This window comes from Paenibacillus monticola, from assembly GCF_009664975.1.
Classification (GTDB): domain Bacteria; phylum Bacillota; class Bacilli; order Paenibacillales; family Paenibacillaceae; genus Paenibacillus_AQ; species Paenibacillus_AQ monticola.
This window is the reverse complement of record NZ_WJXB01000002.1, coordinates 540,344-555,898: the sequence shown is the minus strand read 5'-3', so window position 1 is coordinate 555,898 and position 15,555 is coordinate 540,344. Positions and strand designations below refer to the sequence as shown.

9 protein-coding genes are annotated in these 15,555 nt (G+C 42.0%); 5 read left to right on the top strand and 4 right to left on the bottom strand.

From position 1 onward, the window contains the following. Nucleotides 1-173: 173 nt before the first annotated feature. Nucleotides 174-362: a YqzE family protein gene (locus GJB61_RS07020; RefSeq protein WP_154117741.1), complete on the top strand. Its 189-nt coding sequence runs from the start codon at nt 174-176 to the stop codon at nt 360-362. A gap of 69 nt (nt 363-431) precedes the next feature. Here GJB61_RS07020 and GJB61_RS07015 read toward each other — a convergent pair whose 3' ends face one another. From GJB61_RS07015 to GJB61_RS07005, 3 genes are all read right to left on the bottom strand, one after another. Further along, entirely contained in the window at nt 432-1,466 is a 1,035-nt protein-coding gene (locus GJB61_RS07015; protein ID WP_154117740.1) for a hypothetical protein, read from the bottom strand. Between the two features lie 154 nt (nt 1,467-1,620). After that, on the bottom strand, nt 1,621-2,583 hold the full coding sequence (locus GJB61_RS07010; protein WP_154117739.1) for a YqhG family protein: 963 nt from the start codon (nt 2,581-2,583) through the stop codon (nt 1,621-1,623). Continuing rightward, nucleotides 2,580-4,325, bottom strand: a complete 1,746-nt coding sequence (locus tag GJB61_RS07005; RefSeq protein ID WP_154117738.1) for a DEAD/DEAH box helicase — start codon at nt 4,323-4,325, stop codon at nt 2,580-2,582. Before GJB61_RS07005 ends, GJB61_RS07010 begins: the two co-directional genes overlap by 4 nt. 517 nt (nt 4,326-4,842) lie before the next feature. Here GJB61_RS07005 and GJB61_RS07000 point away from each other — a divergent pair. From GJB61_RS07000 to GJB61_RS06985, 4 genes are all read left to right on the top strand, one after another. Next, nucleotides 4,843-7,530: an adenosylcobalamin-dependent ribonucleoside-diphosphate reductase gene (locus GJB61_RS07000; RefSeq protein WP_154117737.1), complete on the top strand. Its 2,688-nt coding sequence runs from the start codon at nt 4,843-4,845 to the stop codon at nt 7,528-7,530. A 548-nt stretch (nt 7,531-8,078) separates the two neighbouring features. After that, entirely contained in the window at nt 8,079-10,244 is a 2,166-nt protein-coding gene (locus GJB61_RS06995) for a hypothetical protein (protein WP_154117736.1), read from the top strand. A gap of 513 nt (nt 10,245-10,757) precedes the next feature. Continuing rightward, a complete protein-coding gene (locus GJB61_RS06990) occupies nt 10,758-12,176 on the top strand; it encodes an ApeA N-terminal domain 1-containing protein (RefSeq protein WP_154117735.1) in 1,419 nt (472 codons plus the stop codon). Nucleotides 12,177-12,400: 224 nt separating this feature from the next. After that, entirely contained in the window at nt 12,401-13,915 is a 1,515-nt protein-coding gene (locus GJB61_RS06985) for a hypothetical protein (RefSeq protein ID WP_154117734.1), read from the top strand. 344 nt (nt 13,916-14,259) lie between these two features. Here the strand turns inward: GJB61_RS06985 and GJB61_RS06980 are convergent, their stop codons facing one another. After that, the gene (locus GJB61_RS06980; RefSeq protein WP_154117733.1) at nt 14,260-15,144 is read right to left on the bottom strand and encodes a hypothetical protein; all 885 of its coding nucleotides are present in this window, start codon (nt 15,142-15,144) and stop codon (nt 14,260-14,262) included. Between the last annotated feature and the right edge of the window lie 411 nt (nt 15,145-15,555).

Sequence of the window (15,555 nt, the reverse complement as noted above, 5' to 3'; positions counted from 1 at the left end):
GGTAAAACCCCTTTTCACAAAAATGTTCATCACTTATTCTCTGTTAGATTGTGCTTTCTTTGGCAAACCTATACGAAGCCTTGTCTTCAGTTTAAATACAGCCATAATGGTGAACACTAAAGCTATGATGCTCGGCGAATGGTTTTGTTAATTAGATTCAGGAGGTGGTTTGAATGGCTTCCGATGGTGATGACCTTGTGAAGTATATAACCGAAAAAGTCGTAGTGTATATGGAGGACCCGCGTAGCAGCCGTGCTCGGCGAGAAGCGACGAAACAGCCATGGTCGGAGAAATGGTTCGGGATGCTCCCACTTGGAATGTCTCTTTGGCGGAGTAGTTGGAGACATAAGGTCAAGGATTGAGTGTGCTGACGGCAAAAAAACCTTCTTGGACCGCATAATGGCGGCACATGGAAGGTTTTTTGTGCTGTTTCATATATCAGTGTAGATGCTGTCTTTGTTTCCGTTCAGCTTATGCAATGTGCCATTATCCTGAAGCGCAGAGAGGGGGAGATAGCGCCTTCCTGCATGGCCTGAAGCAACATATACGGTGGTATCGCTATTTTCTTTTGTACTGCCGGCTGTGTGCAGCAGCCAACGTTGATATCCTGTAATCATAAAAGGAGCGCCTAAAGCGTCATTTCGGCCTGCCGCCTGAAAAGCGATACTTCCTTCCTTCGGGATCAGAGACATGATGTCATCAGCACTTACCATTGGCAGCTTAGGGACTGTCAGCCACAGTAAATCCGCATACGGATCATCCACTCCGCCACTCCGGTAAGCTGAATCGGGAGACAGATGATCATCACGGCTAGTCACTACATTGTTAGCTGCTAACTTTCCCTTGAGTACGGCGTCAGCCTTGCTCAGGCTCCACGGTAAGATTTGTGGCATGGATGCATTGATGAAGAATGTCTTCTCGTCAATGGTTATTTTCCAGACTGGCAGCAGGGGTGCATATAAGGCTGAAAGCGTAATATCTGATGCAGATGAAGAAATGAGTCCTTGCTGCACCAGAAGCTGGCGCAGTTCACTGAGACTATAGGGGAGTCCGGTGGTTCCGGCTCCATATTCGCTAAGCATATAACCGCCTTGATCGGTAGCGGAAATAATCATATATCCTATCCGTTGCTGGCCGTTCATCACGTTGACCAGCCAGCTGTGAGTACCCGGTCCAAGCGGATAATAAATTGGGCTAGCGTCCTTCCAATCTGTGAAAGGGGCTTCCGCTGCTAACTTATCAATCATCTGCTGACTGAACTCCTGAACCGTGACGGGTGAGGCGATTGATTTCATTTCCAGCACAGGTAAATCTGCGGAGACCGCTTGCACAACACTTACCCGGGTGTTGGTAGCTGCCAGCGCAGTGGGAAAACTTGCGCCAGCTATGGCCAGTCCCAGACCGATCAACAGGAGGAATCGACCCTGCCGCCTAAGAGCTGGCCTCCATCGTAATCTTATTTTCATGGCTTTGTTCACCTTTCTTTTTTCGGCTAAAGGGGAAGAGCTACTTACTAATTATTGTAGAGGACAAGCCTTAAAAAGGGTGTTGCTTGCTGTCGTGCCGGGCTTAAGGAATTTCACTGTTTTTTTGCCTGCTTTTAGCGAGTGGGGTCATATTCTATGTGCTCCGCAGATGAAACAGCCCGTAAGTCACCGCAGAAACTGCAACCTGTGGTTCGTATTGCCAGGTGGTTTCTTTTCTGCGGCGATTGTATTGCTCGTCGATCCCCAGCCTTTTCTCTTCGTCAGGCTCCTTCAGCAGTTCCTCATAATAAACATCAATGATAGACAGCTCCAGCTGCAGCCGAGCGCGGGCTTCCTCCGCCCAGGTATAGTCAAGCGCGGCAAGCTGCTCTGTAAGATGGGCTTCCAAACGGTCAGTGCCTGCTGAGACTGTTAGTTCAAGAGGTTGAATATGCACATTCTCCGGCAGGCGGGGAATCAGCTCAACTTGAGTAAGCTTCGTCCCAAAGTCATCGATGATGGCCCCAGTAACCAAGGAGATTCCTACAAAATGCAGCTCCTCCCGCTTCAGATCGCAGGTCATTTCCACCTTGTAACAAACGCCAAGCCACGGTTCGTAGGCGGCGGAGAACACGGTGGTTCGCTGTCTGCTCCCCGGGTTCTCGAACAGATACAGACATTTACCTTCATCACGGGCCGCTGACCAAATTTGCAGTAGCCGCTTGCTGCCATAGATCACATCTTCACGCCTGATCATACCGGGACCGATCCAGGGCTGTGTTGGAACGACACCAAAGTAGCGGGCTAATATACTGTCCTGTGGGTCGGTTGAAGGAGCACCTGGCTGAGTGCCTCTGTTCGGTGCTTGGGTCGAAGCACCGCTTGCCAAGCTGTCATATTTCTCCGGATCAAACACGAAGGTGAACGATAAGGTCTCCGGTTCCACTCCGGTTCTTTCCACGAAGCCCCAATAATAGGGACGGTCCGTGAGCATCCGGTCGGCGCGCGGGGACAGCTTCACCGTTACATGAAGCGGTGAAGCCTCGATGATGGTGCATTCTGTCACTTCCAGATAATTCATCACCTGTGTGCGAACCTGCTGCGGGGAGAGGGTCATGTCGCGGCCTCACTTTCCTTCTGAATGTCCTCAGTCAATTCACTAATGGATTCGCCAATATGGTCTAGCCCACTGCGCAGTTCTTCATCTGTGCGGGACTCGAGCACTATTTTATATAGACTTTTCTCCAAGGATTCCGTCTTCTCGAACCGTTCCAGAATAACATCCAGCCCACCGATGACCATCTCGAACATATTGATCTTCTCATGCAGCAAATGCAGAATATGTTCTTCAATCGTACCCTGAGTGGACAGATTATAGATGATGACGTCGTTCTCCTGACCTAACCGGTGGACCCTCCCAATCCGCTGTTCAACTCTCATGGGATTCCATGGCAGATCGAAATTGATCATGTGATGACAAAATTGCAGGTTTATGCCTTCGCCGCCCGCTTCGGTAGCAATCATCACTTGGGCCCGGCCACGGAAGAGGTCCATCATCCAGTCTTTTTTACCACGGTTCATCCCTCCGGAATAAGAAACACACATCAGCCCATGATCGCGGAAAAATTGCAGCAAATATTCCTGAGTCGCCCGATATTCTGTAAATACAATGACCTTCTCCTTCATTTCCAGAATAAGCTCTAATGTTTTCTCCGCTTTGGTATTTGTCTTCACGGTACGGATGGTCTGAAGCAGACCCATCATCCGGTCACGCTTCGGCGAGTCTTCAGGCAGTTTCTTGATCAGATTCACCAAGGTTATGAATACGGCATCACGGCTGCTGCATACCTCGCGTTGAAGTGTGACTAAGGAGAGCATACTGCTGAGATTGCCCCCAGATTCCTGATATTGGTCTTTGACAAAAGCAGTAACTCCGTCATATAATACTTTCTCCTCGGTGGAGAGGGTCAGTGGGATATTGCGAACCTTACGTTTGGTGAAATTGACCGGACCTTCGCCGCGCCGGTTGCGGATCATAACCTTGGAAAGCTCGCCCCGGAGCTGGATTTCGTTCTTGGGCTGGCGTTTATCGACAACGAAATTAGTGGCGAAATCCCCCTGATTTCCAAGCTGTCCAGGTTTCAGCAGTGTGATTAAATTGAATAGCTCGCTTAAGTTATTTTGGACGGGTGTAGCGGTAAGCAGCAGGCAGTATTTTTTACGCAATTGCTGTACGAACAGATAATTGGTAGACTTCTTATTCTTCAGCTTATGGGCCTCATCGATGATCAGCATGTCATATTCATTCTCCAGCAAAACTTCTTTGTGTGGATCACGTTTGGCGGTATCCATGGAGGCGACGACGATGTCGCTGCCCCAGGAATAGGTTTTTTTTTGGGCGACAGCTGAAATGCCGAATTTAGCATTCAGCTCTCGGACCCATTGCAATACTAGCGAGGCTGGAACCAGAATTAATACCTTGGAGACCAATCCGCGCACAAGATATTCTTTGAGCACAAGTCCTGCTTCGATCGTCTTGCCAAGTCCAACCTCATCGGCGAGAATCGCCCGGCCTGACATTTGAAAAAGTACTTTATGAGCGGTATCGAGCTGGTGAGGGAGCGGAGACAGTCCAGATAAATGCTTCATACACTGCAGCTCGTCGAAGCTGGTGATCAGTCCTGTTTCCTCTCCTTGTACGGCAAGCCGTGACAATCTCCAGTCTCCCCATGGACCTCCCTTGTCGAGTCTACTCTCCAAATCCTGCAGCCAGTTTCGGTCAAAGGAAAGCGGAACAGGTACCAATGGTGCGGGCTTACTGCCCTGTAGCGGCAGGGAATTGCGGGAAAATTGCGACATAAAGCAGCCTCCTTTGGCGCTGAATCATCTAATAATGCGTAGGAGTAGTATGCGCGAAAAAAAGAGATTTCATAACCTGATATTTTTGTAGAATGCCTAGAAAAAAGTGAGTAAAAGGGAGGATTAGGGAGATCCTTTGCTGAAATATCGGTCGAAGGGCTCTTTTTTCGAAAACGACCTGTGATACAATATGTGGTATAGTTTAAAAGCTGACGCACACAATATATTGTGACAAATGCTTGAAATTATGCTTAAATTGAGCGATTAGTGGTTATTTGATATTGACAAGATGAACTTCCTGAGTACCTTCTTAGAAGCTAAGGCTTAGTGCAGGAAGTTTATGTTGAAATATAAGAAAAAATAAGTTTTACGCTGTTTTTTATCTTTATATTTTTCCGAGAAACGGGTGCCACCCATGAAAATGGATGGCCAAGTCGTTTCTTCTTATGGGTATCAAAAAGAACACCCACACGATGAATCGGAAGTAACATAATCACATGAGCGGGAGGTTTTTTTATTGAGTACAGTCGAACGTAAACAACACTTGGAAGGGCTGAGTGAGAAAATATTTTTGGATCGTTATGCCTGGAAGGATGCAGACAGCAACAATGCCAAGGTAGGCGATGTTGTGCTCGTACTGACCAAGGATGATCCAAAGTTTCCCACGAAGGAAGTTGGCGAAATCGTCGAACGCAGCGGCCGCATTGTAACGGTAAAGACACGCAGCGGTGAACATGTGCAATCAGATGTAGAGAAACTTACACTTAATATAGAGAAAACGCCTGAAGAAATGTGGGACCGGCTGGCTGGAGCGATGGCTTCTGTCGAGAAGACACCTGAACTTCAAAAAGAGTGGTCAGGCAAATTCCGCTCGATTCTGGATGACTGGAAGCTCGTACCAGGGGGACGGATTGCGGCAGGTGCGGGCGCTAGTGAAGAACTGACGCTTTTTAACTGTTATGTAGTACCTTCTCCTAAGGACAGCCGTGGCGGTATCATGCAGACGTTGTCGGAAATGACGGAGATTATGGCTCGCGGCGGCGGCGTAGGAATCAATCTATCTTCACTGCGTCCACGCCGGGCTATCGTCAGAGGTGTTAATGGTTCTTCCAGTGGTTCGGTATCATGGGGCGGTCTGTTCAGCTATACAACCGGATTAATCGAGCAAGGCGGCAGCCGTCGTGGTGCACTGATGCTGATGATCAACGACTGGCATCCAGATGTCTTGGACTTCATTACCGTGAAGCAAACCATGGGTCAAGTGACCAATGCCAACCTGTCCGTATGCGTAAGCAACAGCTTCATGAAGGCTGTTAAGGAAGATCTGGATTGGGAGCTCGTATTCCCGGATACAACTGAGCCTGATTATGACACCTTGTGGGACGGCGATCTTGATAAGTGGAAGGCCGATGGCCGCAATGTCATTCATTACCGCACGGTTAAAGCGCGGGATATCTGGAAAACGATTATTGAATCGGCCTGGAAATCGGCTGAGCCTGGTGTCGTATTCATGGAATACTACAACCAAATGTCCAACAGCTGGTATTTCAACCCGATCATTTGTACGAATCCTTGCGGTGAGCAGGGCCTGCCTGGCTGGGGCGTCTGCAATCTGTCGGCTGTTAACCTCTCCAAGTTCTATGATGAGAAGAATCATGATGTAGACTGGGCAGATCTGGCAACCACCACTCGTTATTCCGTTCGTTTTCTGGATAATGTTATTGATAAGACTCCTTATCATTTCCCGGAAAATGAAGCGAATCAGAAGAAGGAACGCCGTGTGGGCTTAGGCACGATGGGTCTGGCTGAACTGATGATTAAATTGAACATCCGTTACGGCAGCCCGGAATCACTTGAGTTTCTGGACAAGCTGTATGGCTTTATGGCTCGGGAAGCGTATCTTGCATCGGCAGAGATTGCTGGCGAGAAGGGTTCGTTCCAAGCTTTTGATACCGAGAAGTATTTACAGAGTGGCTTCATGAAAAATATTACCGAAACGTACCCTGAGGTTGGCGCGTCCATCCGTAAGCACGGGATGCGTAACGTTACCGTCATCACCCAAGCCCCTACAGGCAGCACGGGTACAATGGTGGGCACATCGACGGGTATTGAACCATACTTTGCCTTCAAATATTACCGTCAAAGCCGTCTTGGCTATGATGAACAATTCGTACCCATTGCTCAGGATTGGCTCGAAGCTCACCCTGGTGAAGATCTGCCGGATTACTTCGTAACTTCGATGGATTTATCGGCTAAGGATCATATCCGTGCTCAAGCGGCTATTCAACGTTGGGTGGACAGCTCGATCTCCAAGACCGCCAACTGCCCGGCTGACTTCACTGTGGAAGAAACCGCAGAGCTGTATGAAATGGCCTTCGACTTAGGCTGCAAAGGCGTAACGATCTACCGTGACGGTAGCCGTGATGTACAAATTCTAGAGACAACGAAAAAAGAAGACAAAAAAGATGCAGCAGAAGCAGTTTCAACTGCAACCAGCGAAGCTACGGCGACAGCTGATGTAACGGCTAGTGCAAGTGTGAGTTCAAGTGCAAGTTCAACTACTGCCGTGGCTGCAAGCCCTGCTCCGAAAGCTAACGCTGAAGTAGTGGATAAACAATACAAGAAACGTCCGCAGGTACTGCGCGGCGCTACCTATAAGATCAATACGCCATTTGGAATGGCGTACATTACCATTAATGATCTGGACGGCACTCCAGCAGAAATCTTCCTGAATGTAGGTAAGGCTGGGTCAGATGTATTCGCCATGGCTGAAGCATTGGGCCGGGTCTGCTCGTTATTCCTCCGTTATGGAGATCATGGCGAGAAGGTAGAACTGCTAATCAAACATCTTAAAGGCATCGGTGGCTCCGGCGCCATTGGCTTTGGCGCGAACCGTGTAGAATCCATTGCCGACGCTGTCGCCAAAGCACTGGAAACCCATGTGCAGAACAATGCCCAAGACGATCACATCCCTGCCCCCATTGCAGCAACCCTGGAGCTTGGAGATTTCACGGAGGCATTAAATGCCGAACTGAAGTCCAGCGTTCCTGCAGCAACCGCAACAGATGATGGACACGGCGGTCATAGTAGTCACAGCCATTCCACAGCTTCGCGTGACCTCTGCCCATCCTGCGGCAGCGCGTCATTGATTAATATTGAGGGCTGTAAGACTTGTAGTACTTGCGGGTATAGTCGGTGTGGTTGAGGTAAGTGGGATTTCTTGTTGTAATTAGTCTGTTGTGATGTGCCACCAAAAATGGGATATCGCCACAAAAAACGGGATATCCACAGGAAAAAACCTTGAATATGTAAACAAATGTTGAAATTTAGTCCTATTTTAGCCTAAAATCGGCTATTTCAGACCAATCTTAAGTAAAACATCATTCTTGCACAGATTTTACAGATGTAATTCTATCCTTAAGAAATCCGTATTTTCCTTATGCAATAACAAACATTGTGAGGAGGAATTTCAAACGTGATCATAACAAGGATGGGTAATATCGTCAGAAGTGTGCAAACACAAAGGTTGGGAATATCGAAGCTAAGTATGGGGTTGATTTTGGGGTTCGAAGTGATATGGAGCTGGGAACCTTAAGAAAACGTCTTGGCGACAAATCTCTAACTCAAATTCTTAAAGATCAGAACAAGTAACCGATTAGGGGGAGTATCGCTTGGCTCCCCCTATATTTATATAAAGGCAGCAAGAAACGCATAAGGTTTCCCGTAACAACCAACAAGGGGAGGTCATAATGTATGCCGTCAGATAATAAATCAAGTAAACTGCTCCACGTTCAAAATGGAGTAATTCGAAAATTGCTGTATACCCATGTAACTGATGAAGACTTAAAAAATCGATACCGCTTAGTGATGGAGAGAGAAACAAAGAAGGATATTAAAGAAGCGCTCCAACGTGTTGAAAAAGCCAAACTGATTGAGATTATTAATAAGAGTCCTGAAATCACTGAAGAGCACATCGAATTATGTTTTGAAGAAAATCGCTATAATAATCGGCCTAACTTCCGTCTCTTTCATCTCCAATCCTTAGACCCGCAAACCACTTCTGCATCATTTATACAAGCCCACAAAGAGGATAAAGCCATCAAGAAATTAAACCAACGTCTTAGAGATGTCTCCTATTCAAACGACAATGTAACCTCATTAATAGCCGTCGATCAGACCATAATTGACCCTCAAACCTTGGAAATCGCCTTTAAATATAACGAAAAATATAATTTTATTGATCCAGAGACCGAACAGAATGAATTCATCTATGAGTTAAAGTACGGATTTATGTGGATCAATTTTGACCAACGCTACGTAAATATTAATCTTCCCAGTGATCTATTGGTCGGAACCCTTTCTAGTGTGGCCGAAGAGACCCTTGCCTGCTTACTAATTCCTGTCAATATTACAAAATCAATTGTTGAACGTGTTTTTCCTAAAGACTCGATGAAAAGAACGACTTTGAGCACTGCTACTTCAGGTAAGATCGAAAAAATTACATTGGCGGATAAAGAATTAGGAAACAAAGTAAGTCAAAATCCAGAGTATGAGGGATATGACTCGCCAAGTTCTGTTTACCAAGAAGCCATTAATGAAGATGGAGAGCTTTATTCTACCCTTGGAGTAAACAGTGAAAAGGGTAAAATTTATTTGACGCGACAATTGAAGGCGTCCGATATGAGACGTTGGGGACTATGGCGAATTGGCCAGATTATGAGCCATATGAACTCCATCCATACTAATGGGGACATTGACGAGAAGTTCGATGCATTCGGGATCGCCGAGGACAGTGAAGTGAAAACATTCGCATATGGCCAAGACGAAAAGAAAGCCATTGTGGAGCTCATGAAAGCTTTAGTTATCTGCAAAAAACAAGGTATCGAAAGCTATCGATTATTGATTGAAAAACCAGAAAAATTAGTAGCGGCGCTAAAGAAACATATGAATTTACGATTTAGACCATACTGCGATGGCTGCCAGGAACATGCGGATCTGGTATGCCCATCCTGCGGGAAATTTGAGATCATGGTATTGAGTAGAAAAGGACAGTCCACAACCGTAAAGTGTGGATTTTGCTCAGAAGACATAGAACTGGATCAACTTACATGCCTGATGAGCCATAAAGTAAGAGTTAACTCCTGGTATGACGGTGTGTTGATGTATCCTAATACAGCACTGACATCTTTGATGCAACGTATGATTAAGAAATACTTCCCTGAGGTTGATTTTATGGCTGAAGAGGAGCAATTCCATCTCTCTAATAACGTTTTACACTATTCTGCGAATAAATCCTCCAGAGTCATGTACCGCGTGGAGGAAATCCCCGAGTTAGAGAAGGTATGGGGGCGAAGAATTTCAAATCAGCGAAGAGAAGATTTACAAGAAGTTATGGAGCTTTTAAAGGAGAAGTGCTCAAAGCAAAGTTCAGACGCTTGTAAGGCTTGCCAGAAAGAACATAGCATTCGTTGTGTGATGAAACCTTTTATTACCTTTACAAACCATCATCTACATCCCCATCATGGTCAAGAGTATGGCGATATTAGCTTCAACATGAAGATGTTGAATATGGACGATGCGGTTTTTGTAGGCATTGCCAAGAGCTATGAGAAGAAAGAAATTACAAGCGCAAGCGATAAAGGGCGGGAGATGCTTGAGCAGTTCTATGGCAAGTGTACAGATACGATGACACATGTCATAGGTATTGTGGTTGCAGGTCATTTGGAGCAAGGGTTTACTGCTAAGTTACAGGATTTAGCCAGAAGATACAACAAAAAAGTTGTCATGTGGACTTATAATGAGTTATTAATGGCAGTTGATTACGCAATTCACAAATACGGGTTAAGCATTGAAAATATAATTATTGATTTGAAAGCAGACGGATCGAAGCGAAGAGGCCGTCCAAAAAACGTTAGTTAACGCTCCCGATTTTTAATTTCATATTAGCAATCTTATTTGGTATTGATGGACCAGATAAGATTGCTTTCGTAAATTACTACTACTTTTTTTCGATTTCTAGAGAAATTTGAAGCAGAATAAATGAAATAGATATCATCGGAACTGCTATTTTTTCGCTTCCATCTTGGATCGTATGGTAATATAAGGATACATTGTTGAATATTTCGGTGAGAAAGGGCCATAGAGTTAATACTATAGAGTCACTTCAGAAATCTGTTGGTACCACTTACTAAATTCTAAAAAATAGCTTCCGTCTCTCGGGGCAATCGGGAAATAGATTTTGACCATATCAAACCCCATCCCGTCTCAGTACATCCAGTGTTGGTTTCTTGAGTTGAAGGGGAGCATAGGTCAAGCTCTAAAGACTTGGGAGTTGTTCAGGTGCGATATCCCAGTGTGTGATGAAAAAACATTAATGTTTAACTAATATCCAACTCTTTGAGCGGTACTTATAGTTTTATTGGGGGGTTGTTAATGGAAGTTAATTTTACAGCAACGGGATACTGGACAATTGATGACGCTATGACTCAGTACCATGGAGATCTATATTTAAATAGAGATGCGGGTGGAATTGTTGTTTATATTCGAATTCCTAATCAGGGTGCCCCTAAAAGTTACTTTGAATTACCGCTTGAAATATCTTTAATTAAGGGAACTACAATTAATGGAGCGAAAATTACTCTTATTGATTGTTCAAGAATATCAACGCAGAGTAAGATTGGCACTGAAGATATATACGGATACCAAGCAAAGTATATGATTGAAGGTGTCTCATTTGATCATAAGGAAAATGTAGTGTTTTCAAAAATAAAACTCAGTATTCCTAAAATAATTGAATGGGGTAATGTATCAAATTATATTATACCTGATGCTAGCAAGGTTAATGTACTCATTGAATTGAAAAATGTAAACCCAATAGAAATCTATACATGTGAAGAATATACCCTGTCATATTATTTAACTTACAATTATCCACTTTTTAATCTGATGAAAGAAAAAATTGTATTGGAGCAAACTCCATACCTTACAGTCGAATCTGATTCACTTCATTCATTGGATTGGTTTATAGATATAGTTATGAAAATGAAAAGAATTATTGGAATTGCAATAGGCCTACCACTCGAATTTGATAAAATGATTGCAGAATCACCAGCCATCACATGGGATTTTGCTGATGAGAGAACCCGAGTAAGGCCTTTAGAGGTAGTTCATGCATTAACTCGAAACTTTAATAAAACTAAAATAAATAGTGATGAAAGTAATACGAAATATCTCTTCAATTTAAATGAATTATCTGAAAAAGCCGACTTTTCACATTGGCAGAAGGCATCAACAATCATAGAGCCCGTTATCGAGTTGTATATTGATGATTTGTATAATCAGGAATTATCGGCTAGCCGCCATTTTCTTAATATGATTCAGGCATTAGAAACTTATCATTCCCGATTTTTATGCAACGGAACATTGGCGGATTTTAAAATAAGAGTTGAAGCGGTAATTGCAATTAGACCTGATGTGTATAAAGAAAGTGATAGAAAATTCCTTCTGGAGGGGAGCCATAAAGGAATTGCGCTGAGAAGTAGAATAACCGACTTGTTATTGGCAGATTTCAAGTTTCATTTTTATACTTCTAGGATAAAGCACAGAGATTTTCCAAAGGTAATTGCGGACACTAGAAATTATTATACTCATTATAATTTAAGACAAGAAGAAAAAGCTCTTAAAGGAATTGATTTAGTAGAAGCATATCATTTACTTCGTAGTATTCTTGAATACTATATCCTTAAAGAACTAGGTTTTGATGAAGATTTTATTTATGAGCGGACTAGAGAAAGAATTAAGTCATTAATAATCAGGAACGAAATTAGAGAAATAAATGAACGGCAAAAATAATTTAATGATAGATCAGCAAAAACATACGTTATTTGGTAATTTATTTGAGATAAAAATGGAAAACTCCTGTTCAATATATATTCTTCAAGGAATTGAAATTGATTAGTCTGTTCCTTTTGCCCTTTCTGTTAGTATGCCTTTTGTAGAAGCCTTTTCTAAATTAAAATATAGCAGATATGAATTTATAAAAGTTTGAATGCAAACTGAATAAGGAGTGTATCTTCATGGATAATGAAATTTCAATGAAGTTCAAAGCAGAGCGATTTCGTGAGCGTCTTGAATCACTGCTGAAGAAATTTCCGCCGAATCAGTATGCTGAAGTAGCTTCAATGAAGATTCATGACTCTTTTCAAAATCATCGTCTGATGGGGAGATATCCCATTCACTTCCTGCTTCATTCGATTCAAGCCAATTGTGGATTTTATAATACCAACCGCACTGAAGTCCTGACTGAGAAAAAGTTACAACAAGTGCTTAACCATTATAGACAATATTTTGACCCCGTTGCTGAATACTTCTTAACTAAAGAGGATGGTGTGGAGCCTTTTTTTATCAATCTACAACGGCAACAATTTTTTGCTCAGCGTAGTCAAGGGGTTAATTCCATTGGCAGGGCGATCCTGTTATTTACAGAAAATCATTATCCAAAAAGTGAAAAATACGTGATGGATACCTATGGAATCTCCTTTATAGAATGGCTACAAATTGGCTTTTCCATCTCATCGGTGATATATAAACAGGGTAAAGGCATTCCGTTGCCTCGCTTTTTACAATTGTATCAACGCCTGGCTTCTAGGCATACCATGAACTCGTTCTTTAACCTCAATTCCATCTCACCTGTGGAGATCAAAGAATTTAATCGCAAAATTGATGAAAAGGTTGGGCAGACCTTTTCTCTATTTTTCGAAACATATCTTCAAGGCGTATTTGTGGAAAAGCCGATGCTTAAACTCCATGAAACTGATTATTTAATCGTTCATGAAGAATTGTTTATGGAAAAAGCGACTAACGGGATCTATGATCTCTGTAAAAAAGATATCCAAAGCGACTTTGGAATGGAGTTTGGCCATCACTTTGAGGGATACATTATCACTCTGCTTAAGGAGTTTTTACCCCATAAGCATGTATTTACAGAGAAGCAACTTAGAAATCTGACTGTTAAAAAAATCTGTGATGTGATGCTGGTATTTGATGATTACATTTTCTTGATTGAATGCAAGGGTATCGAATACAGTGCATACATCGCTACCGAGAATTCCATGAAATCTGATAATTCATCTCGAAAAATCAGCAATGGATTTGACCAACTGTGTTCAGCGGTAAATTTAATTAACGGCGGAGTGTTTGAATCTCTTATTGGCGAACATCACAATAAGAAAGTAATCGCAGCCGTTGTTACCTATAAGCAATTATATATGGCCAATACGAAGTGGTATTACGAGAATAACATTCTGCCAAATATGAAATCCGAGAAAGGCTCCATGGAGCAATTATTTTCATTGAGACCACAGATTATGTCTGTAGAAGAATTGGAGTTACTTTTAACCACGGCTAAGAATAATAATTCGAAAAGTTATTATGAAATATTTCATGAACGATTGGCGCAAGGAGATCATTTTCTACAAGGGGATTGGGTTGGATATTTGAATAGAGGAAATGGAGTAATTACTTTGTTGCAAAATGCTCTTGATAAATTCACTGAAGAGCTTAAGTTAAAACTCCAAAGTGATAATGCATAGGTATTCGCACATCGTTTAACTACTTAATTGCATAAGGAATTTTATGAAATGGAGTACGCTCAGACTTGTCATTAGCCCTGATATTTGATTGAAAAATCCTTCCCATGCACGGGAAGGATTTTTCGCGTGATAAATTCGAGAGTGGGTATCACCGATAATCGAAAATTTCTCTTATCCGATGATTATATAAAAGCCAGCGCAGTTGCATTGCATCAAATTTTATTCTAGGATGAGTCCTTTTATGCTTAAGCGCCATTTGGTGATTTATTATCATTTGTAATAATTGAAATAGGTATTAGTAATTGGCCAACTTAATCGGATTGGCTAAGTGACTTCTATTTCAATTAAAAGCCTTCAAACCGAAAGTTAATATTAGAATTTTTTTCGTAAACAGAAAAATTGTTTTTGATATCAATATTCAAAATAAACTCCATCTCAGTTGGTAAATGACCTACAGTTTCCCGTACATGATTAGCATAATTAAAGATATTATTAGAAATTTCTTGTTTGATTTTATCAATTCTAAAATGGAAATAATCATTTTGGTAAATTGCATTTACGCTAGTTCTATTAGTACTAATTCCTCCGCCCATTGGACCGTAAACGGCATTATCATCAAGTTCAATAAAGATTGATGCCCCTGATTTTCTAAAATAATTTATATCTTTATCAGTAATAATTGGAGCTGATGGTGAAAATCCATTAATTTTATAACATTCTATTGTTTCAGGCCAGTTTCGATGAATTATTTTTGCTAATTCTTGTTTGTTAAATGAAGCGTGATCCATGATTTGAACTAAAAAAGCATCTTGCTCTGTAAAAAACGCGTATAGTAAATAATCATTTAAAGCATTAGTTTTTTCTCGCTTAACAAAACCATCTGCTTCAATCGTATCTCCTAAATGCAGATGTTGAATTCCCCAGTCAAAATAGAGGGGGTCTTTAAAATAAAGGTTTTTCAGGCTGCGTGTTTGGTGCGGTATTAAATTCTGACCCAATTGTATTTTTTGAACTACCTTCTCTAACCTTTTTTTGATTGCTTTTGGGCATTTGAATTCTTTGGAGTAATGAACATTTCTTTTAACTGGCTGAATAAAAAGACGAGACCAATTGAAGTAGACTAAACTAACTTCATCAAGAGATAAGCCATTGTAATCCTCCTTTTTTAAAAAAGGGTATGCTTTAAATTGTGATTTCAGAAAGTTATGCCAGTCATTACGCAAGTCCATTTTTATATTGATATTATATGGAATTATGTCGATTCACTCCTTGTGTATCAGTGTAAGAGATAATCAAGTTAACAGAGGAAATTCCCTCCATGATAATAATATCATACGCATTAGAGTGAGCAGGAGAGTGATCAATATGGTTTTTTTGCATGCAATATTGGGGAGAATTATGTCGTTAATTAAATGTAATTATTTAGGGTTTTGAGCATTTATCCTTTTTTTATCGTTAAAGAAGAGGAAGTTAGAAATTTTTTAAACTTCGGAATACTTTTACCTTCGTGAATATTGCGATGGAGAATTTGGTTTAGACTTGGCCGAAAGAATTGTGGACGAAAACAATCTTAGAATAAAAAAATGACGTTGATCAATATTTAGTAATTGACAGAAGCCAATTTTAAAAAGATTATTTTC